This window comes from Actinomadura madurae, from assembly GCF_900115095.1.
GTDB lineage: Bacteria > Actinomycetota > Actinomycetes > Streptosporangiales > Streptosporangiaceae > Spirillospora > Spirillospora madurae.
In genome coordinates, this window is the sequence record NZ_FOVH01000016.1 from 78,579 (window position 1) to 98,603 (window position 20,025).

Sequence of the window (20,025 nt, forward strand, 5' to 3'; positions counted from 1 at the left end):
GGAGACGATGCGAGTCACGTTGCTGCTACTCCAGTACCTCTTCCCGGAATGGTCGATCACGCTGGATCGAGAAGGGATCTGGAGGGCGACGGGGCGCATCCTGATCTCTGCGTCCGACCTGGACGGATTTCTGGACCTGCTCCACACCGCCGACCCAGAAGCCTGCGAGCGCGCCATCCTCCAGCTCCGAGAGCCCGGATGAGCGATCGGCGAGAAGCGGCCCCTCCCGAGGTGAGGCTGGCAGGCGTCGCGCTGAAGAGCCGTTTGATCACGAACGTCGTCGACCGGGGCGGACTGGGCCCGTAGGAGCCGACGGCGCCGGTCTGCTCGGTGCATTCTGCGGCAGCGGAGCCCACGCATTCGGGAAAGCGGCCATGGCCAGGCGCGCTTGCGCGCTCGGACCGGCCGACGAGGGTGCGGGGGCATGGCCTGCTGGTCGTGCTTGTCGCGTATGCGCGGCGGCCCTACGAGCAGCGTCGGCCTGGGCGTGACGCTCCTGAAGGTGGCGCAGCTGAGCGATGGTGTCGAGCAGGGTGATGAAGTTGGCGACGAGCAGCATCACCGACACCACCGTTCGGTCCTTCACTGTGCCGCTGAGGCGTTGCCCGCCGGAGTCAGAGCGGGGACGCGACCGTGGGGTGCGCGGGCCGCGCGGTCGTAGGCATCGGCGGCGCGGTGGAGGTGCCGGTTGCCGGTGGCTCGGGCTGCGACGTGGAGGGCATCAGAGGCCGCCCAGCAGGCGTCCTGTGCAGCATCTGGATTGGTGACAAGGTGCCGCCGGATCTCGGCGGTGGCGAAGGCGGCGGCGCGGGATGCGTCGTCCTAGAACGCCTGGCGCTCCTCCGGCGTCAACTCACCGTGGTCGGCGGTCGGCTCACGGTGCGCGAGAGGCGTGGCCCAGCGCTGGCGGAGACGGGACAGTGACAGGTCATCGGCGAGACGGCTGCCGGGATACCACGTAGGCTCTTCGCCATCGTGTTCTGGGGCGAAAGCGATGGCGTAGCCGGTGATCTGCCCGTGAACGATCTGGCTGTAGCGCAGCTTGACCAGAAGCTCCTCGCCCCGGAGCCGGTCGAGGAACTCGTTGGTTGTCGCCGACTCGTCCGCCGCGCGGCGGACGGCCGTCCGCAGCACAGCCCGTCTCGTCCGCTCGGACAGATGCCGCCCATCCAGCGGGCGGAACGGGGACGACGCGCGGACGGACCCGTCCGCGCCCGTCCACCGGCGGCGAAGCTGGGCAGAGTGAGGTCGGCAGCGAACTTCCCGCCGCCGTACCAAACGGGACGTCCATCGCCGTTCAGATCGTCGGAGAGGGCGACGGCGTAGCCGGTCATCTCGCCGACCGTCCGCTCGCTGAAACGCTGACGGACCAGGACACCCTCGTCACGCAGCCGCCGGAAGAACTCCGCTTCGCTGCTCGCTCCGGCCGCCGCCGTCTGAACTGCGCGTCGCAGAAGCGCGGGACGGTAGCGGCCGGCCGTGGCGGGCGGCTTTCTCGATCTCGCCCCGGCTCGCCCGGTCGAGCCGCCGTCCGGTCCGCCGGAGCAGTCCGCCGCAACCCGTACCGCTGCTCGACCGCGCGGCAAGCGTCCCGGACACGGTAACCGTCGTTCCACACATCGGGCCGCCCGCCGTCCTGGCGCGCCAAGGTCGCCACGATGTGGACATGGTCGGCGGCATGCCGGACGGCCACCCACCGGACCGCGCCGAGATCCCCGTCCGGAGCGAGCCCGACCCGGTCCACCACTTTAGGGAGCGATCCGGGCCCACTGCTGATCGGACATGACCGGGTCATCGGGCGCCGCCCGCAACGGAAGATGCCACACCGGCTGCCGATAGTTCCGCTCCCCCAGCAGCGCCAACGGCTGCGTGAGCAGCGCGTCCAAACGCCGAAAATCCCGGCTCCCATCCGCCCGCACCCCCGGCTCCAACTCCGGCGCGCTCCGGAAACCCGCCACCACATGCGGATCGCGATGCTCCTCGTGCCAACCGGGACCGTACAGGTAGCGCAGCAGCCCCATGACACGCTTTCCGCGACGGATCTTCCCGATCAACCACGGCCCCCGGCCCGGTCAAGGGAGCCGATGCCGCAACTCCTGAGCCAGCTCATCAAGTCGGTCAATGCTGCGCGCCGCCGCCTGCGCGTACCACCGAAGCTGCTCGACCATCTCACCGGAATTCAACGCCGCAACAGCCTGATTGAGATTCACGCCGACCCGCTGCACCTGCCCGGCAGCGAACAACACCGCCGCCATCGCCTCCCGCACCACGCCGTACTCCGCAACCACTCGCCCCTGCGCCGCCGCCAAACTCGCCTGCGCAGCAAACGCCCCCAACGCCAACCCCTCGTTCGCCGCCGCAGCCGCCAAAACCGCATACTCCTGCTCGGACAGCGCGATCCTCACCGACCGACTCCGCTGCGGCGACCGAACCGAACGACGCCTCCGCGGCGCCCTCGAACCCGACACGGACTTGCCGCTCTCGACCGTATGCCTCACCCCCTCGGGGATTGCGCCCGATCCCCTCTGCCCTGGCTGGACCGCGCCCGGTCCAGCCACACAAATGAACGTTGCCTATTACTTGCTCTGCCGTCTCGCTCGAACCGCCGCCGCCCAGCCGCCAACCGCGCGGTGCTCAAAACAGAGCAGTTGCTCACGTCAGGCGGTCCTGCCTACGCACCTCACTAGCTACCTCAACCAAAGGCTATACAGTTGGCGAACAGCATCTGAAGTTGCTCACAGCTCATACTGGACGAGCCGCAAGTCGACTACCAGCTTGGCGACCGGCGCGCCGCGGCTTCGCCGCCACCCCACCTCGGTGAATGTTGGTGGTCACCGCACCAGATGTCTCAGCTCCCGCCGGATGTCCAGCCACAGGGGAACTTGCAGAGCTACGTGGAGGGCGGAAGGTGGCGCGGCATTCGACTGCCCTAAGGAGGAAGCTGAACGCTTGCGTGCCCAGGTCAACGCGGTCCGCATACTGCTTGAAGATCCCGGCGGTCTTAGGGGGCAACGAGGCCGAGCCCGCCGGCGAGTCTGATCGCGAGCCGGTCGTCGGTGACGAACGCACGACCTGTCGGCGGCGTTCGGCTTCGGTACCGCGACCGCGCACCGCTACGTCACCGAGGCGATCGAACTGCTCCCCGACCTGGCACCTGACCTACGGCAAGCCATGCGAATCACCCAGGGCAAGGCGTACTTCATCCCGGACGGCACGCTGGTGGCCACCAACCGACTGTCGGGCGCTAACCACCAGCTCCACCACTCGGGTAAACATCACCGCCATGGCGCCAACGTCCAGTGCCCCATCGCCTAGCATGGCGAGCTAATCTGGCGTCGCCGGCCGCACTGGAGTCCATTCATGATCTGACCGCCGCCCGCGAGCACGGCATCATCGAGGCTGCGACGGCCCGGGCGATCGCTGCTATGCCGACAAGGGGTATGTCGGAGCGGGCGGCGCGGTCGGTACTCCCTACAAGCGCGAGAAGCATCGCAAGCTGGGGAAACGCAAGAAATCGTTCAACCGGCACCACGCCAAGGTCTGCGCCCTGAGTGAGCGAAGTACCGCTGCGCTCCAAGGGATGGCACACCCTGCGCAAGGCACGCTGCCCACCCAGCCGCCTATCCGCCATCCTGCAGCCCATCCGCACCGTCCATCACCAGGACCGATGAGGATGGGATCAGCCCAGAAAAGCGTTGTCCTCTAATTTTCAGAAGGCGGCAACAAACTTCCCTCGACACCACTAAGCTTCGGCTGCAATAGACCGCATCCCTCACAGTAAGCATTCCAAAAGAAGTGATGATCTTGCTCAGTAGGCTTCGAACTCACCTCCACCCAGCTTCAACAGCTGCATCCGTGTCACTCGCCGCCACGGTAGCCGTAGTCGTCAACATTTGGACCAATAACTGGAAACCGTCTACCGGAATCGGACTTGCCGCCTTAATCGTTTGCCAGGTCACTCTTGAGTGCTTTCGCGAAAGAACAACCATCGATCGAGAGTCCCCACCCAGGCGAAAGTTGGCGATCAACCAGCGCCTAGGCAAGGTTCGAGACGGTGATGTAATTGGAGTTCGCCGATTTCGACTGAGTGGCGACGTCGAGGTGCGGCAACATATCAACCAGGTCGAAAATTCACGGGTAGTTGGAATCGAAGAGGTCAGTGGTGAAGAGACTTACCAACCACGGCATACCACCTGAGTTGCTCGAGAAGCCACACCTGTTCGTCGAGCCGAGAGCGGCTCTCGAACGCGTCGCCGACTGGCATAGCCACAGCACAGACCCCTTCCTTGTTGTGGTGTCCGAACCAGGGGTCGGCAAATCCTCATTTGCCTCTCGCCTTGCGCAGATCTCCTCGGGCACTGCGCCCGCTGTTAAGGAACTTAATTCGAATTGGCTACACGCATGGCACTTCTGTCAGGCTAGCCACTTCCAATCACTCGAGCCCCGAGCAGTCCTCGGACATTTGGCCACCCAACTCTGCTGGACCGTGCCAGGCTATGCCGAGAAGGTGGTGAGATCGGAAGCCGACGCCAACATCAGGATCAATATAAATTTCTCAAAAAAGGTATACAACTCAAACGTTGCGGGGATAGCCGATCTCACCCTTCCCGCCACCAATCCTCGGAAGCTACTCCACGACTTTATCAGGGAGCCACTCTCCCAGTTCGACCATGACGTGATCATCTTGGTGGACGGTGTGGACGAGAGCGATGAGCAAATCGGTGACCCGGCAACTTTGGCGTGGCTGCTGTCAACGATCCAGCACGACCCCATACCGCAACTACGTCTTCTGCTCACCACGCGCGGCGGCACGACGGCTAGGAGGTTCTCCGCCGACTACCACCTGAACCTCGGGAAACTCCGACCAAGTGGCACCGACGACGTACACACCTACACCCTGCGGCGACTAAGAGACACGCACATCAAGGACCCTCACTCGCTGGCACTCAAGATCAGCAGGGCAGCGAACGGCAACTTCTTGTACGCCGCGCAGGCAGTCCATCAGTTCCTGGCGGATCCGGCCAACGAAGAACTTGCGCTACCCGAAGGATTGGCTGCGCTTTACGAGAAGTTCTTGTCACGTCGTGTGACTGCGGACGCCAAGAAATGGCACGAATCAATCTGCCCACTGCTGGCACTACTCACGCAGAGCCGTGGTGACGGATTCACACGTAACCAACTGGCCAGAATCTCAGGCATGGACCTATCAACCATAGATAGCGCCCTGGAGTGTTGTTCACCCTATCTACATGGCAGTTTTCCGGATGGTCCGTTCATGCCGCATCATGAATCGTTGCGCGATTATCTCCGCTCGACCACGCGGTACGGCATTCATTCACGAGAAGCGACTCATCGCATCATCGATACCTTTCGGACCGACGTAACGGATTCACATGCCACGGTTCACCTACTGGGGTATCTGACCGACCATCATCGACTCGTGAAGGACACGAATGCCGATTCCAGTCTGCGGGCGATAGAGAACACGCTGACCGATCCTGATTACCTCCAGGCTCGCCTCAGTACAACCGGGATCGACTCACTGCTGGCCGAGATCGGCAGGCTCCGTAACAATATCGTCGACAGTGACATGATCGAAACGATTCACAACGTACTCATCCGGCAGGCACCCACCCTCCGGCAGTGGGAGCCGGCTGATTACCCCACCCTCGCCTTGCAGCAGATTCGCTACGATTGCTCATTTGCAGGTGTCGCTGACTTAGTCACTACAAACCCCGAAAAGGACATCTCCCCCCTTAGGGTCGAGTGGAGTTCCGGTTCTGGAGGCGCTTGGCCGTTAGCAAATACCCTCGAGTTGGGTGAGCGCGGTGCGGCAACAGTTGCCGTGTCTCCAGACGGCAAGTCGGTAGCTGCCGGCGGGTTTTCCGACCATATCTGCGTCTACGAGATGGATACGGGGGCAGTTCTCCGCACCTTCCCAACCACTGAATCAATCTTTGCAGTAAAATTCAGCAATGACGGTCAAAAAATCTTTGCTCAAGGCCCTGGGAAAGGAGTCAGCTCATGGGATCTAATCACCGGAGAAGTACGGGAATTGAGTCACGAAGAGGTCGAATTCTTCGCGCGCGCCGAAAAGCCAACGTTGCCTGCGTACATCGACGTTGCCCAGGTGCGTGAGGACCTCTGTGCTGCCGTTACCCCCGACGGGCATTATGCCGCCGTTCACTCGATCAACTCACGGCGTCAGTTCATCGCCATCTGGGACCTGTGGCGTCGCGAGGTCATCGGCGTGCATTTCGACCCTTATGTCGTTGCGCTGGCGATCACGCCCGACGGTAGGCGGGTTGTCGTGGCATCCATTGGAGGTGATCCCTACGTCCTCTCCGCCCCACCTCGCACGGCTCGGACACCAAGGGACGGTCACCAGAATGCCGTAAGGGCGGTCGGGCTCAATGGAACCCGGGGGGTTACCGTCGACGAAGACGGCGGTCTCAAAGTATGGAAGATTTCGAGCGGATGCGCGGATTCCATCGCGAACGCTCCGCGTGGCGTCGAAGCGATCAACCTTCCCCCCGACAGCAAATACTGTTTTATCGGAACAGTCGAATGCAATATCGAGATTTTTGACCTGGACTTTCAAGTCGAAGTACGCAAGCTAGCCAGATTTGGCGTTCCCGTCGATGATAAGTGGGAATCGCGTGACGGTGTCGGCGATCCCAATCTCCCCCCTGTCGGCTTCGAAAAGCCATACCCATCCAAGAGGCCCATCTGGCTACACATTGATGCCGACAGGCATTCCAGCGTCACCGCGGTAGACGTAACGCCCGATGGGCGACTCGCCGTCACCGGTACCACCGCCGGCGTCATTCGGATCTGGGATATCGACACCGGAGACCTGGTCCGCGAGCTCGCAAGGGACGGCTGCTACGTCAAAGCCGTGAGATTCACCCCAGACGGACACCACATTGTCATCGTTGCCCAGGTCAGCGGCCTCTACGTTCCCGAATGGGCAGCTGTTGACGTGTGGCAAATCTCCTCCGGGGAGGTCGTCAGGCGGATCTGGCCGAGGGCAGATAGCCCCACATATGAGATCACTGGCGACATATCAGCAGCGATCACGCGGGACGGCCGATATCTCGCCACAGCATCGACAGGCGGAACACTGCTACTGCACGACCTTTTTGCCTACAAAGAAGTTGGTCGTCTGACAGTCCACGGCTCCATCACTGGCCTCGCCATTGACGAGACAAAGGTACTCCTTGGAACAAACAAGGGCGAGGTCGCCCTTGTTAAATTTAGCGCTGCGAATACTACCATGTCACACGGTCCGAATAGAGCTTGTAACTTCGGCAACGTAAGTCGAAGTTAGCACCTTGACTTGGCCGCCTAAGCATGTACTTCTCGAGTGTTGAATTACTGGTCTAGCCTGAGCAATGCGAACGTAGTGATGCTGGCTGAGCATGTCTGCGGCGGCGGGCCACCAGGCATTCGTCCGAGATCCACGCATAGGCTGTGCGGTCTACGGCCCCGTTGGTAATCATGCGGACCCGGAGATGCCCGAGCGACGGGACGACCCGGCAGCCCCATCCCGCCATGTACGGGTCCAGGGTCTTGCTCTCCAGTCCCCGCGTGGCCAGCGTCATCACGCTCTCGCCGTACTCGGCAAGGGTCATGGTGAAGGTGGCCGGGTCGATACCCGCGCGGGCACCCTTCTGGATTTCGTCGATCCAGTCTTTGGCTTGATCCTCAGTTTCGGCCGACTCCGGCCCACGATCCGGCGGGAGAAGACGTCCAGCAGACAAGCCACGTACACCAACCCCTCCCAGGTGCGCACATAGGTGATGTCGGCCAGCCACAACCGGTCTGGCCGGTCGGCGGTGAACTGCCGATTGACCAGGTCCGGCGGCCGCGGCGCCGACTCGTCGGGGGTGGTGGTGCGCCGCCGGTCGCGGCGGTGCACGCCTTGCAAGCCATGGGCGCGCATCAGCCGTTCCACCGTGCACCGGGCGACCTGCATGCCTTGTCGGCGCAGTTGTTTGTGCACGCGGTAGGCACCGCAAGTGCCATGGCTGGCTTGATGAACGGCCTCGATTTCCTCGATCAGAACCGCATCGCGCTGGGCGCGGGCTGAGGGCGGGCGGTGTTTGCGACCGTAGTAGGTGCCCGGGCACCGGTCCAGGACCCGGCAGACGGGCTCGACCCCGAAGCGGTCACGCAACTGGTCGACCGGCATGACTACTTCGTCCGGGGCTGGCCGAGCTCGGCGGCGAAAAGCGCGGTGGCGGCCTTCAATATCTCGTTGGCCCGCTTGAGCTCGGAGTTCTCGCGGCGCAGCCGTTTGAGTTCGTCACGCTCGGCGGTGGTCAACTGCTCGGGGCGCTTGCCGGCATCAGCCTGGGCTTGGCGGACCCAGGTGCGCAGGGCTTCGCGGTGAATGCCCAGATCGGCCGCGATCTGGGCGATCGGACGGTCGGACTCCAACGCCAGCCGCACAGCCCGGTCCCGGAGCTCCTGGGGGTACTTGCGTGGTACTGCCATCGCGGTGACTCTCCTCCCTGCCAGCCGAGATCATGACTGGCTTGAAGGACTTCACCGAACCCGGTGGGCTTCAGTCAAAGCCGGGCTGCCCTGCCTGGTGCTGGAGGGCACCTTGATCTCAATCGACCGGGTCGCTGCCAACCCGACCTTCTACTCGGGAAAGCACCGCCGCCACGGCATGAACCTCCAGGTCATCGCTGCCCCAGACGAAGGGCTGCTGTGGGCGTCGGGACCGCTGCGCGGCTCGGTCCACGACCTGAAAGCCGCCGGATCTGGGGCCTCATCTGCGCGCTGGCCACCACCGGGCTACTTGTGCTGGCCGATAAGGCCTTCCAGGGCGCCGGCACGCACATCCTCACGCCCTACAAGGGACGCGACAAGCCCGAGCCACAAAGGGACGCCAACCGCGCACACGCCAAGCTCCGCGGACCCGGTGAACGCGCGAACGCCCAGCTCAAATTATGGAGAATCCTACGGAAACTGCGCTGCTGCCTCCCCGCGCTGGCCGCCTCGCCAAAGCCATCCACACCCTGCAACGCCGCGAGACCACATCACGCTGAGAAAGGCTCACCGATTGGGCAGGACGCGCCCTGGAAGGTTTTCGGACGGTGGTGCCGGCTGCTTAGGGGACGTGTACCGGTAACTTGCTCCGGGTGCCGCGACATCGGCATCGTCTCAACATTGATTCCTTGCGACGCCGTCACGCCCGTACTGGAGATCCTGGAGACGGCCGGTGCACATGAGACTGAATGGCGTCGCTCACGCTCGCGCCGCGACAAAGGCGATGCCTCCACGCTTTCGGTCCTTCCGTACAGCGACGAGCACTACGCCGACCTGGTCACAAAGTTCCACCGAAGTGGTGCGACGGCACCTCGCCGACCGCGTCCACGGCCCGTGCGCGCTTCGAGGTGCCGAACTGTCACGCTGCATTTCGTGTGCCGCCAGTCTCTCGATGGCGGTGCCCCCACCTCACTGGCCCTGGACACCCACGCAAGACTGAGCTACCGCCTCCTGGCTCTAGAGGGTCGATATCCACCCGATGACCGTTGAGTTCTCCCGGTCGTGTTAGCGCGCTTCCCTCGTAACGCTGAGAGCCGATCGTTGCTTCGGATCCAGCGCTACGAGGGAGGACCTACTCTCGTTCGCCCGCACCTGGTGAGGCGAGGGAGACACGTCAGGTCAGGTGCAGCGCCGACCGGTGTTGATGCAATTGACGGCCCGTTTCATCAGGGCGTCGGGCATGACGTTGATGAAGTCGCCGTGATCGGTGATGGGCTTGTGGAGTTGCTCGGGGAACGTGTCGAGGGCGTAGACCACACCGCGGGGAACCGCATAGGTGATTCGCTGCTCGAGGGCGGGGATGGCCTTGGTACCGGCAGGACATGTGCCGTTGCGGGTGGTGAAGGCAACATGGTCACGGTGGTTCGCGCTGTCGGTGTTGGCACCGTCCCAGCAGCTTTGGAATTGCAGGATCCGTTCCACCCGGCTTCCCCTCGGGCACAGCGGATACTTGTCGGCGACACGGCGGTTTTCGAATCCGGTGCAAGTCCACTGCGCGTTGGCCTTGGCGCCGCCGTTGGTGAACGCCTTGGCGTCTCCGGTAATGATCCGAATGAAGCGCGGCATTGCCACTACTTTGCTCCTCGGATTTCCAGTGAACCGCAGGGTGACGCTCGCTGGTGTGAGGATTCTTCCGATGTTGCCGTCCTTGCCTCCGCCGGGTGCGTTGGCATCGGAGTCGGAGCCGTTGCGCAGCCGCAGGACCGGCCAGTAGTGCGTGGACTTGTCCCCGTTGAGGCATGTGGTTCCGGCGGCCGCCAGGGTTGCGTCGGTGGACTGGCCGCTGGTGGAGGTGTTTCCGACGTAGTCGTGGACGTGGTGGGCGCCGTTGCTGACTCCGGGCGATGTGATGACGTTGTCGGAATTGTGTTGCCCTTGAGCGTTGCGCCCGCAGCGAGAGACGAAGCTGCCGCGGGACGCGGCGGATGTCTTGCGGGGCGCTTGGACGTTGACCGGGACCTTGCGGATGTCGATGAAGTCCGCCGGGGTCGGGCTACCGGAGTTCTGACCGCCGGGTCGATCGCTGAGGGAACAGGCGGCCAGCCTCCCGAGGCCGCTCGGACGAGATCCAGAGCGGCCGATGGCCGTTGCGATGCGGTTCAGCGTCGCGAGTCGCTTGTCCTTGAGAGGGCCGAGAATGGCGTTTCGGACGAAGTTTGGGCCACCTTCGCCTGCCGACCGGGCCAGCCGCCGGTTGGCCTGGGCGATCTGAGCGTCCAGTAGTGCCAGGTTTCTGTCGACCTCGGCCCGCGCGGCGACCGAGACAGGGGGGAGTTCGGCGGCTACGGGCGGGCAGGTGATCGACTGCTCCGCGGGCGGCCGCGGCGCCTGAGCAAGCGCGGGCGCGCCGGTCACGACGACGGCGAGTCCTGAGGCCAGGACCGCTGAGGCGAGAGCCGTGACGCGAGGATGTTGGGCGAGCCTGCGCCCCTGTTGTCGGTGCTGCTTTCGCATGGTTCCTCCTTGCCGTTCCCTAGCGGGATGGGAGCGGTGAAGTGATCTCATTGCGATCACTGGGATCACAGTGGCAAGACGGACTGCGGAACTCGACCTCCATCACGCTCATGTAACAACCTCGTAAGAGGTGACCGACCGTGATGTTCTCCTTGCCCGAAAGGAATCATCAGCCGATCAGCCTGGACCTTCCAAGGCACAGCATCTTTCGGCACAACTTCCGCTCACCTTTTAACAGGAACGGAATGTCCTCACGGCCCTCCCGGATTCGCTATACCTACCGCCGGCACCTGTCGTTCATCCTGGCTTCTAGAGCTGGCGGTGCCCTCGCCGACTTTTGGAGCCATTCGGTCGGCCTGATCAACGCGGCCCTCACGACCGAGGGTCTTCATATCGCTGGTCGAGAAGGCCCGTTCAGGCACGCCGACGCTGCGCGTTGCTCGGCGGGAGATTGATGTGGCCGAAGCGATTCCTCTCGCTTCAGTCCGGCTGATTTCCGCTCGTGGGCGGCCAGTACACCGACGGCGGGACGAGCGCGTTCGTACATCGACACGCAAATCACCGAGGACGGTGACGGGTTCCGGGTCAATGCCGCAGATGGCCCAGCGGTGCGATGAGCCCGGCCTGCAAGGTGGCGATCATGATGGGCCGCTCGGCGCCCGGTGGGAAAAGACAGCGCCGCCTTGGCTGAGCACACGCTGGACGGTCATGACGGCACACCCGGAACGATGCGGCGCCGGTCTGGGGGATGGAAACGGGCGCGGGGCCGGGCACGAGCCTGTCCTCGACATACCCGAGCCCTTCGACGTCGATCCGCACGACGTCGCCAGGAGCGAGCCAGGCCGGGGCGGCGTGCGTTGAGCTCGGCGATGCAGCCGGTGCCGCACGTGCCGGAGCCGAGTACGTCGCCGGGCCGTACGGCGGTGCAGCGCGAGGCATAGGCCACCAGGTCGGCGAACGACCAGGACATGTTGGCGGTGGTGTCGCCTCCGGTGCACGTCTCGTTGAGGCGCACTTCCGGGCAAAGCGCCAGTCTTCCGTCCTCGACGCGGTCGACGAACTCGTCCGCGGTCATCAGCCATGGGCCGAGGGTGGTCGCCGCGTCATTGGTCGGCAGCCTGCTCGGGCGTCAGGTTCGAGCCGGCGCGGCCGACGACGGCGGCCACCTCCAGCTCATAGTCGATCTGCCGTACGCCGGGCGGGATGGCGACCTCCGCGTACGGGGCGACGATGGCGGCAGAGTTGGAGAAAGTAGAACAGCAGTTCTTCGTATCACTCGTCGGGCACTCCCCCGGCGAGAGCGTCGATGTGCTTTTCGTAGGTGAGGAAGTCCCGCACGGTCGGCGGCTGGGACAGCGGGCCGAAGGAGGCTTCGGCCACCGGGACGGTGTCGCCGGAGCGGACCCGCCGCGCCACGTCGTCCAGGGTCTCCTGCCCGCCCTGGACGACGTCGAGCAGCGCCGCGCCCGGGTCGAGCAGCCGGACGACGTCGCCGTCCAGCACGCCGACCCGTGTCCCTCCAGGGGTGATCACAGTGGTCAGTCGCATCGCGGTCCCCTCACTTCACGGCGACCGGATTGACCGGGGAGCCGGCCGCGTGGGTGAACGGCAGCGGCTGGGCGGCGAGGAAGAACTCGAAGACGCCATCCCGCGCGCAGTCGGCCGCCAGTCCACATCTCCCCCGCCAGCAGGCCGATGTGCGGCGACGCCACCTGGTGCAGCGGCTGGAAGGAATCCTGGAACTCGTTGGGCCGCACCTCGAAGCCCCAGGTGTCGGTGGCGATCGCGGCGATCCCGGTGGAGTGGAGCCGGCCGGCCGTCTCGAACGACAGGCCCGGGGCGGGCCCGCCCGCGCAGCTGCCCCATCCGTCCCCGTGACGGACCCGGGACAGCCGGCCGGTGCGCACCAGGACGATGTCGCCGCGACCCACCGCGGAGGTCTCCCTGCCGGCGGATCACCTCGGCGAGATCGTCACTGGTGATCGCGCTTCCGTCGGGCAGCTCTCCGTTCTCACCGAGTGCGCGGCCGGCGTCGAGCAGGACCCCGCCGTCCGATCACCGGTGCGGCGATCCGCTCGATGCCGGTGGCGAAGTCGCCCTCGCTGGTGACCACGTCGGCGCCCCTGCGCACGTTCCAGGTGATGCCGTGGTCGAAGACGTGGCCGAGCCCGTCCCATTGGTTCTGCACTGCAGCGGCATGAACACCGCGTCGTCGGCCACGGTCAGGCCGTGCGGGAGGCCGAGGCGCTCGGCGGTGTCCTGGCCGGTGGACATCATGGTGTGCACCGGGTTGACCCTGCGCCGCCAGCCGTTCTGCGGGCCGTTCTCGTCGAACGGCAGGGAGAGGCTGAACGACGCGCCGCGGCGGACGAACCGGGCGGCTTCGATGCGCTTGCGCTCGTCGCTGGGTGGTGCGTGCGTCTTGACGGCGGCCCAGGCATGGTCCGCGCGGCCGAAGTAGCTGGCCAGGTAGCCGCCTCCGTGCGCGGACTATATGCGAAGCCCGGGTGGTGTTCCAGCAGACCGGAGAAGACGATCCGGGAGAGGGCCAGGGCCGTCTCGGTGGGGTTGCCGACGGTGTTGAACAGGTAGAAGGCGTTCAGGCGTTCACCGAGAGCGCAGCCCCAGGAATGGATGAGGAGGGCGGCTCCCAGGTCATCGGCCGCCGCCCAGAACTCCGCCAGGCGCGGGTCGTCCAGCTCCATGCCCGGCCCGCCCGAGGTGGAGATCTGCACGCCGCGCAGCCGAAGGTCTCCATGGCATCCGTCATCTGTGCCACGGCCAGGCCGGGGTGCTGGAGCGAGACGGTCCCCACACCGACCAGCCGGCAGTAGGAGGCGATGGCCTCGTTGGTGACGGCGACGATCCTCGTCGCGAGGCGCTGGTCGGCCCACAGGTGGAGCAGCGGCACCGCCGTGACGGCCTGGATGTCGACCTTCGCCCGGTCCATCGCCTCCAGGCGCAGATCGAGGTCGGTGAGCCGGGGCGCCAGGTCGGCGATGTGCGCCTGGCTGTAGGCCAGGGCCGCCGGGCCGAGGGTCGCCGCGTCGGCCTGCCGCCGGCGGGCCAGGCCCGGTTCGTCGGCGATCAGCTCGTCGACGGCCGGGACGGCCAGGTGGGCGTGGACGTCGCTGCTCGGGACGGTCATCGCTCGTCCACGCAGCGGTTGACCTGCCGACCGAGGCCGCTGATCGTGGCGGTCATGACGTCGCCGTGACTCAGGAACCGGCCGTGCGTCATGCCTTTGCCCGCGGGGCTGCCGGTCAGGACGAGGTCACCGGGCAGCAGCGTCGAGACGTCCGAGTAGTGCGCGATGATCCGCGCCGCTTCGAAGTTCTTGGTCGACTCGTCCTGCCTGACCTCGCCGTTGAGGCGCAGGGCGATGCGCAGGTCGGAGGGGTCAGGGACGGCCCCGCTCGGGACGAGGGCCGGGCCGGTCGGCAGGAACGTCGGCGAGTCCTTCGAGGCCAGCCAGTCGGCGCCCAGCTCCGGGATGTCCTTGCGGAAGACCCGCTCACGCAGGGTGAGGTCGTTGACCCGAGCAGTCGTGGTCGGCGGCCGCCAGATCGACCACATGGGTGCGGTAGTTGGCACCGCATTGGAAAACCCTGCGCGGTTCGACCGGGCTGTACCAGGTCAGGCCGTCGAGAGGCGCCAGGGCGCCTGCTCGTCGGCCGCCAGTCGTTCCAGGACCGGCAGCGCCTCGTCCCAGGCCTCCAGCAGCGCCGCCGTCGTGGCGGGACGGTCGAGCTTCTCCCGGTCGGACAGGTCGAGGTACCGGTCGTGCGCGCCGAGCGCCGGTACCGGGCGGCCTCCGCCGGTACCGGGCGGCCTCCGTCGCGGGAGGCTCCGCCCAGCGCCCAGATGCCTGCGTGGTCGATGCCGGATACCTGCGTGGACGGGACTCCTCGAAGTGGTGGATTCGTCATTCGGTGGTCGCCTTGCCGAGAGCAGCGCGGAAGGCGCCTTCGGCGGCGTCGATCTCGGCGATCTGCTTGAGGATCTCTCCAGGTGAGGACTCCCCGACCGTCTTCTGCAGTAGGGGCGTACGGCCGAGGATGAGGTCGCGGACCGTCTGCAGGGGGCGTGGGGCGTGGTGGAAAACCTTGCCGAGGATGAACGCCTGCTGCACCTGACGGGCGGTATGCGGCTTGCGCGGGGTCTCGTAAGCCTGCAGCGCGGCGCGAACCGCCTGGTAGTCGCGCAGATCCACGCCGACCAGGCGACGGCCGATGAAGTAGCCGTCTTCGGTGGCCATGCCCGCCCCGTAGGCGGCGTACGGAGACGTGGGGTGAGCGGCGTCTCCGGCAAGGGTTGCACGGCCCTTGGACCACTGCTTGAGCCGTTTGCGGTCGCGGAGCACCCAGCGCTGGACGGCGGCGGGGTCGGTGGCGGCGATGAGCCGCGGCAGCGGGTCGGGGAACTCGTGGGCCAGTTCGGTGGCGGTGGCGTGCAGGTCGCCGGTGAACTCCTCGCGCGCGTCGTGGGCGGTGAGCGTCCACCACTGGAAGCCGTCGCGGCCCTTGTGGCGGATGGACGTCCAGGCGCCCTGGGTGGTGCGGCTGTGGGTGACGAGGCACAGGCCCCGTTCGGCCTTGATGTCGTCGCTCAGAACGAAGCCGCCGAAGATGTGCAGGTTGTGCTCCCGTTTGGGCGCTTCGCCCCACAGACTGCGGCGGACCAGCGAGTCGATGCCGCCGGCCCCCACCACCACTACGTCCCACTCGTGGACGTCGCCGTCGGCCATGTGCAGGCGCACGCCGGACTCGTCCTGCTCCAGGCGCTCAACGCGGCGGTTGACCCGCAGGACGCCGTCCGGCAGGGCGGCCCGCCGCCGCTCGTAAAGCTCGGGGCGCAGCAGCCCGATGAAGCCGCCGCAGTAGTCGCGAATGTGTCGAGCGAGGCCACGATGTTTTGCGGTCGTTTCCTCCGGAATTGAGGTCACCGGGACGGGTGGCGACGGCGAACTTGGTCGCGACGACGAGCCGGTCTCGCATTCCGGTCTCGTTCATGAACGTTCCCAGCATCTCCTCGCTACGGCCGCCGGCGTAGTTGATCGCGGTGGCGATGACGTTGCCGCCCGCCTCGATGTAGCGGAGGAAGATCGAGTCGGCGGCGTCCTCACCCGCGCGCCAGCCGCCCTCGCCGAACGTCAAGGCGCCCAGCGCGATCAGTGAGACCCGGAGTCCGTACGCCCGAGCAGGTGATATCGATGCGTCGTCATGGTGGCCTCCCCTTCGAAGTGGTCGATAGGGGCACCATGCAGCCTGGAGCGCGCTCCAGGTCAAAGAGCGGTTTTCCGCGACCGTGTCGTGGTCAGGTGGTGAGCGCGGCGGGGGTGGTGCCGGTGAAGTGGCGGAACTCGCGAATGAGATGGGCCTGGTCGGCGTAGCCGGACTCGGCGGCGATGCGGCCCCAGCTCTGCTCGTGGTCGAGGTGCCGCCACACGGTCGAGAGCCGCACGAGCCGGGCCGCCATCTGCGGGGTCACGCCGACCTGCTGCTTGAACCTCGTGATGAGGTGCTTGTGGCTCCAGCCCACCTGGCGGGCGACGCTCGTGATCGTGCTCCTCCCGCCGGAGCGGACGAGCAGGTGCCAGGCGCTGGTCACCTCGGGCGATGGCTGCGGTCCTCTGGTGGCGCGGTCGAGCAGGAAGTCATTGAGCAGCCGGCGACGCTCGTCCCACGTCGGGGCGGATTGAACCTGCTCGCCGAGCCGGCGGGCCTCCGCGCCGACGATGTCCTCGAGAGCGACGTACGACGATCCGCTGATCTCCGAGAGGGCGGGCCCGAGCAGCTTGTAGGCGCCGAGAGGGGCCAGGCGCGCCACGATGGCGGGCGCCCACGGCCCCTGGACGCGGGTGAAGGTCGTGCTCGGGGCGTTGACGAGCACCGGGGGATGCCACGGCTGGTCCGTCACCTTCACGGCCAGCACTGTCACCAGCGTGGCGGGGTCCACGAAGTCGCCTCGTGGAAATGCCGCCTCGTCGAACCCCTCGTGGTCACGGGCGACCCACGGCCGCAGGCGGGCATCCGCCGGCAACACGATGCTCGGCGAAAGCTCATGCTCGACGCCTGCCGGCTCCCGGCCCTGGGATGCCACCTCCTCCGACATGGCCACGAGGCTACCTAACCCCACGAACCCACCGGCATCGCCCGCTACGCCCTGACGGGTCGGCCTGGAACCGGTCGAGGTTAAACAAATTCAATACCGCAACCGCTCGTCATCGCATCGTGGCCGGTAGAAGACCTGGAGGCAGGGAGCCTGCCTCGAACACGCTCGGGAGGAACCCATGCCTGGCCATACGCCCTCACCACTGCCTCTGATGGAGTTGGCGACCGGTTTCTGGTCGTTCAAGACCCTGGCTTCGGCTTGCGAGCTGGGGCTGTTCGAGCAGTTGTCGGGCACGTCCGGCACCACCGCGGGCGAGCTCGCCGACCGCCTCGGGATCGCGTCGCGCCCGGCCGAGATGCTGCTGACCGGCTGCGCCGCGCTGGGCCTGCTGCAGAACCAGGACGGCCGCTACGTCAACAGCCCCCTCAGCGACGAGTACCTGGTGCCGGGCAAGCCCCGCCACTTCGGCGGCCTCGTCACCATGTTCGACCGGCGGCTCTACGCGGGCTGGGACAAGCTGACCCAGGCCATCCGGACCAATCGGCCGACCACCTGGGACCCCGACCGTGAGCGGTCGATGTTCGAGAGCACCGACCCCGAGGTGCTGGCCACCTTCTGGGAGGCCATGCACTCCCTCTCCACGCTGACCGGGCAGGCACTGGGGGCGGCGTTCGACGCCGGCGGGTTCCGCCGGCTGCTCGACGTCGGTGGCGGCTCCGCCGCCTTCGACATCGCGCTGTGCCACCGCTACCCGGAACTCCGCGCCACCGTCTACGACCTGGAGTTCGTGGCCGACATCGCCGCCCGCAACGTGGAGGACGCCGGTCTGGCCGACCGCATCGCGGTGACGCCCGGCGACTTCTTCGAGGACCCCGGCTTCCCCGCCGGCCACGACCTGCACCTGTTCTCGATGATCATGCACGACTGGAACGAGGAGCGCGACCGCCTCCTGCTGCGCAAGTCGTTCGAGGCGCTCGACAGCGGCGGCGCGGTCCTCATCTGCGAGTTGCTCGTCGACGACGACAAGGCGGGGCCCGTCCCGGCAGCTCTCATGAGCCTCAACATGCTGGTCGAGACCGAAGGGCGCAACTACACCGCGGCCGAGTACAGCGACTGGCTGACCGACGTCGGCTTCGTCGATCCCCAGGTCGTCTCCTTCCAGGCGCCCGGCGCCAACGGCGTGGTGATGGCCCGCAAGCCCTGAGCCCGCGGGGCGGCCGTGCCGTCGGTCAGCCCGGTCGCCGACGCGAAGGGCGACTGCAGCGAAGGGAGTCACCCGTGACAGAGTTCGACTACGTCATCGTCGGCGCCGGACCGGCGGGATGCGTGCTCGCCAACCGCCTCTCCGCGGACCCCGGGGTCGAGGTGCTGCTGGTCGAGGCCGGCGACGACGACGCCGACCCGCTCATCGCCATGCCCATGGGCTACGCCCGGCTGCTGGCCGACCCGGCCACCGCATGGCACTACCCCGTGCGCCCGTTCGGACCGTCGCGGCACGTCGAGCACTGGGTGCGCGGCAAGACCCTCGGCGGGTCGAGCTCGGTCAACGGCATGATCTACAACCGCGGCCACCGAGCCGACTACGACGCGCTCGAGCGCCTCGGCAACCCGGGGTGGGCCTGGGACGAGATGCTGCCGGTCTTCAAGGAGATCGAGGACAACGAGCTCGGCGGCTCCGACGTGCGGGGCGCGGGTGGTCCGCTGCGGATCTCGTCCGTCGAGGAGACCGCCGACAAGGCCGACCCGTTGCTCGACGACGTCATCACCGCCGGCACCCGGCTCGGTTGGCGCCGGACGCGCGACCTCAACGAGGCCGACGAGGAGCGCATCGGCTACGCGATGGCGACGATCCGGCGTGGCCGCCGGTGCAGCGCGGCCGACGCGTTCCTCCACCCGGTCGCCGGCCGTCCCAACCTGACCGTCGCCCTCCGCTTCGCCGTCGATCGGGTGCTGCTCGACGGCGGTCGAGCGGTCGGCGTGCGGGGCCGCCGGAACGGGCAGGCCGTCGAGCACCGCGCCGCCCGCGAGGTGATCCTGGCGGCAGGTGCGATCGCCACGCCCAAGATCCTGCAGCTTTCGGGCATCGGTCCCGTGGACGTGCTGCGGCCCGCGGGCGTCGACGTCGTCGTCGACAGCCCCAACGTCGGCGCCAGGCTCCGCGAGCACCGCGTGCTGCTGCTGCAGTTCCGCCTCGCCGGCGACCTCGGCTACAACAGGCTGCTCAGCACCGAGCCGGGCCAAGAGGCGGCGGCGTCGCGGTACGAGGCGACCCGGCGGGGGCCGCTGGCGGGGCCGGGGTTCGAGATCGTCGGCTTCCTCAAGACCCGTCCGGAGCTCGACCGGCCCGATGCCCAGATCCAGATCGCGCCGTTCTCGTTGCTGCCGCCGGAACCCGGCGAGCGGCCACTGCAGATGGAGCGGGAGCCCGGCATGGCGTGCATCGGCTACGTCCTGCGGCCCGACAGCGAGGGCAGCATCCGCATCACCTCGGCCGATCCCGACGCTCCATTGGAGATCGACGCCAACTACCTCGCCACCGAGCACGACCGCACCGGGACGGTCGACGTCTTCCGCGCCATCCGCCGCCTGTTCGCCACCGAGCCCCTCGCAAGCCGCATCGAGCACGAGACGGTCCCCGGGCCGGGCGTCCAGGGCGACGACGAGATCATCGCCGCCGGGCTGGAGCAGGGCACCTGCGGTTACCACGCCATCGGGACCTGCGCGATGGGCCCGGACGACGACGATGTCGTCGACCCCCGGCTGCGGGTCCGTGGCGTGACCGGCCTGCGCGTCGTGGACGCCTCCGTGCTGCCCACGATGGTCGCCGGCAACCTCAACGGCCCCGTCTCCGCCCTGGCCTGGCGAGCAGCCGACCTCATCACCACCGCCACCTGAGGC

The 20,025-nt window shown here is 66.6% G+C and carries 19 protein-coding genes and 4 pseudogenes; 7 read left to right on the plus strand and 16 right to left on the minus strand.

The genetic code is table 11. The features are described from left to right. Positions 1-7: 7 nt before the first annotated feature. Positions 8-202, plus strand: a complete 195-nt coding sequence (locus BM339_RS35435) for a hypothetical protein (RefSeq protein WP_075023717.1) — start codon at positions 8-10, stop codon at positions 200-202. 620 nt (positions 203-822) lie between these two features. Here BM339_RS35435 and BM339_RS35440 read toward each other — a convergent pair. From BM339_RS35440 to BM339_RS35450, 3 genes are all read right to left on the minus strand, one after another. Then, complete coding sequence (locus BM339_RS35440; RefSeq protein WP_075023718.1) at positions 823-1,134, minus strand: hypothetical protein; 312 nt, start codon at positions 1,132-1,134, stop codon at positions 823-825. A 614-nt stretch (positions 1,135-1,748) separates the two neighbouring features. After that, positions 1,749-2,021: a hypothetical protein gene (locus BM339_RS35445; RefSeq protein WP_075023719.1), complete on the minus strand. Its 273-nt coding sequence runs from the start codon at positions 2,019-2,021 to the stop codon at positions 1,749-1,751. Positions 2,022-2,072: 51 nt separating this feature from the next. Next, positions 2,073-2,405, minus strand: coding sequence for a hypothetical protein (locus BM339_RS35450; protein WP_075023720.1), 333 nt, complete (start codon positions 2,403-2,405; stop codon positions 2,073-2,075). A 1,016-nt stretch (positions 2,406-3,421) separates the two neighbouring features. On the opposite strand from BM339_RS35450, the pseudogene BM339_RS52745 reads away from it, so the two are divergent. Continuing rightward, positions 3,422-3,706: pseudogene (locus BM339_RS52745) on the plus strand (hypothetical protein); the annotation flags it as partial. A 456-nt stretch (positions 3,707-4,162) separates the two neighbouring features. Beyond that, positions 4,163-7,330 carry a WD40 repeat domain-containing protein gene (locus BM339_RS49105; RefSeq protein ID WP_143118737.1) on the plus strand — a complete coding sequence of 1,056 codons (3,168 nt, stop codon included), beginning with the start codon at positions 4,163-4,165 and terminating at the stop codon, positions 7,328-7,330. A 300-nt stretch (positions 7,331-7,630) separates the two neighbouring features. Here the strand turns inward: BM339_RS49105 and BM339_RS49110 are convergent, their stop codons facing one another. Further along, positions 7,631-8,254 carry an IS3 family transposase gene (locus BM339_RS49110; RefSeq protein ID WP_143118738.1) on the minus strand — a complete coding sequence of 208 codons (624 nt, stop codon included), beginning with the start codon at positions 8,252-8,254 and terminating at the stop codon, positions 7,631-7,633. Continuing rightward, positions 8,197-8,499, minus strand: a complete 303-nt coding sequence (locus BM339_RS35470; RefSeq protein WP_075023723.1) for a transposase — start codon at positions 8,497-8,499, stop codon at positions 8,197-8,199. The genes BM339_RS49110 and BM339_RS35470 overlap by 58 nt, the downstream gene beginning before the upstream one ends. Here BM339_RS35470 and BM339_RS52875 point away from each other — a divergent pair. Then, positions 8,396-8,755 (plus strand): annotated as a pseudogene (locus BM339_RS52875) (transposase family protein); the annotation flags it as partial. The gene BM339_RS35470 and the pseudogene BM339_RS52875 overlap by 104 nt on opposite strands. Then, positions 8,719-9,549 carry a transposase family protein gene (locus tag BM339_RS52880; RefSeq protein WP_420883415.1) on the plus strand — a complete coding sequence of 277 codons (831 nt, stop codon included), beginning with the start codon at positions 8,719-8,721 and terminating at the stop codon, positions 9,547-9,549. The pseudogene BM339_RS52875 and the gene BM339_RS52880, both read left to right, overlap by 37 nt. 129 nt (positions 9,550-9,678) lie before the next feature. Here the strand turns inward: BM339_RS52880 and BM339_RS35480 are convergent, their stop codons facing one another. From BM339_RS35480 to BM339_RS35530, 11 genes and pseudogenes are all read right to left on the minus strand, one after another. Beyond that, positions 9,679-11,013 carry a DUF1996 domain-containing protein gene (locus BM339_RS35480; RefSeq protein ID WP_075023724.1) on the minus strand — a complete coding sequence of 445 codons (1,335 nt, stop codon included), beginning with the start codon at positions 11,011-11,013 and terminating at the stop codon, positions 9,679-9,681. A gap of 706 nt (positions 11,014-11,719) precedes the next feature. Beyond that, positions 11,720-12,130: a fumarylacetoacetate hydrolase family protein gene (locus BM339_RS35485; protein WP_256255639.1), complete on the minus strand. Its 411-nt coding sequence runs from the start codon at positions 12,128-12,130 to the stop codon at positions 11,720-11,722. Further along, positions 12,117-12,248, minus strand: a pseudogene (locus BM339_RS52750) (fumarylacetoacetate hydrolase family protein); the annotation flags it as partial. The gene BM339_RS35485 and the pseudogene BM339_RS52750, both read right to left, overlap by 14 nt. A gap of 37 nt (positions 12,249-12,285) precedes the next feature. Further along, on the minus strand, positions 12,286-12,561 hold the full coding sequence (locus BM339_RS51910; protein ID WP_256255626.1) for a hypothetical protein: 276 nt from the start codon (positions 12,559-12,561) through the stop codon (positions 12,286-12,288). Next, on the minus strand, positions 12,552-12,944 hold the full coding sequence (locus tag BM339_RS52755) for a cyclase family protein (RefSeq protein WP_075023727.1): 393 nt from the start codon (positions 12,942-12,944) through the stop codon (positions 12,552-12,554). The genes BM339_RS51910 and BM339_RS52755 overlap by 10 nt, the downstream gene beginning before the upstream one ends. Before the next feature lie 80 nt (positions 12,945-13,024). Continuing rightward, positions 13,025-13,201 carry a hypothetical protein gene (locus BM339_RS50925; RefSeq protein WP_218163837.1) on the minus strand — a complete coding sequence of 59 codons (177 nt, stop codon included), beginning with the start codon at positions 13,199-13,201 and terminating at the stop codon, positions 13,025-13,027. Between the two features lie 411 nt (positions 13,202-13,612). After that, the gene (locus BM339_RS51915; RefSeq protein ID WP_083598335.1) at positions 13,613-14,161 is read right to left on the minus strand and encodes an amidohydrolase family protein; all 549 of its coding nucleotides are present in this window, start codon (positions 14,159-14,161) and stop codon (positions 13,613-13,615) included. Next, complete coding sequence (locus BM339_RS35515; RefSeq protein WP_218163838.1) at positions 14,158-14,589, minus strand: fumarylacetoacetate hydrolase family protein; 432 nt, start codon at positions 14,587-14,589, stop codon at positions 14,158-14,160. The genes BM339_RS51915 and BM339_RS35515 overlap by 4 nt, the downstream gene beginning before the upstream one ends. 349 nt (positions 14,590-14,938) lie before the next feature. Further along, on the minus strand, positions 14,939-15,958 hold the full coding sequence (locus tag BM339_RS35520; protein ID WP_083598336.1) for an FAD-dependent monooxygenase: 1,020 nt from the start codon (positions 15,956-15,958) through the stop codon (positions 14,939-14,941). A 37-nt stretch (positions 15,959-15,995) separates the two neighbouring features. Beyond that, a pseudogene (locus BM339_RS52760) lies at positions 15,996-16,301 on the minus strand (aldo/keto reductase); the annotation flags it as partial. Positions 16,302-16,329: 28 nt separating this feature from the next. Continuing rightward, positions 16,330-17,127, minus strand: a complete 798-nt coding sequence (locus BM339_RS35530; RefSeq protein WP_143118739.1) for a helix-turn-helix domain-containing protein — start codon at positions 17,125-17,127, stop codon at positions 16,330-16,332. A 211-nt stretch (positions 17,128-17,338) separates the two neighbouring features. Here BM339_RS35530 and BM339_RS35535 point away from each other — a divergent pair, with 211 nt between their 5' ends. Together BM339_RS35535 and BM339_RS35540 are read left to right on the plus strand one after the other, a co-directional pair. After that, the gene (locus tag BM339_RS35535) at positions 17,339-18,331 is read left to right on the plus strand and encodes a methyltransferase (protein WP_024934026.1); all 993 of its coding nucleotides are present in this window, start codon (positions 17,339-17,341) and stop codon (positions 18,329-18,331) included. A gap of 74 nt (positions 18,332-18,405) precedes the next feature. Further along, positions 18,406-20,022 (plus strand): GMC family oxidoreductase, encoded by a 1,617-nt coding sequence (locus BM339_RS35540; RefSeq protein WP_075023733.1) that lies wholly within the window; start codon positions 18,406-18,408, stop codon positions 20,020-20,022. Positions 20,023-20,025 lie beyond the last annotated feature (3 nt).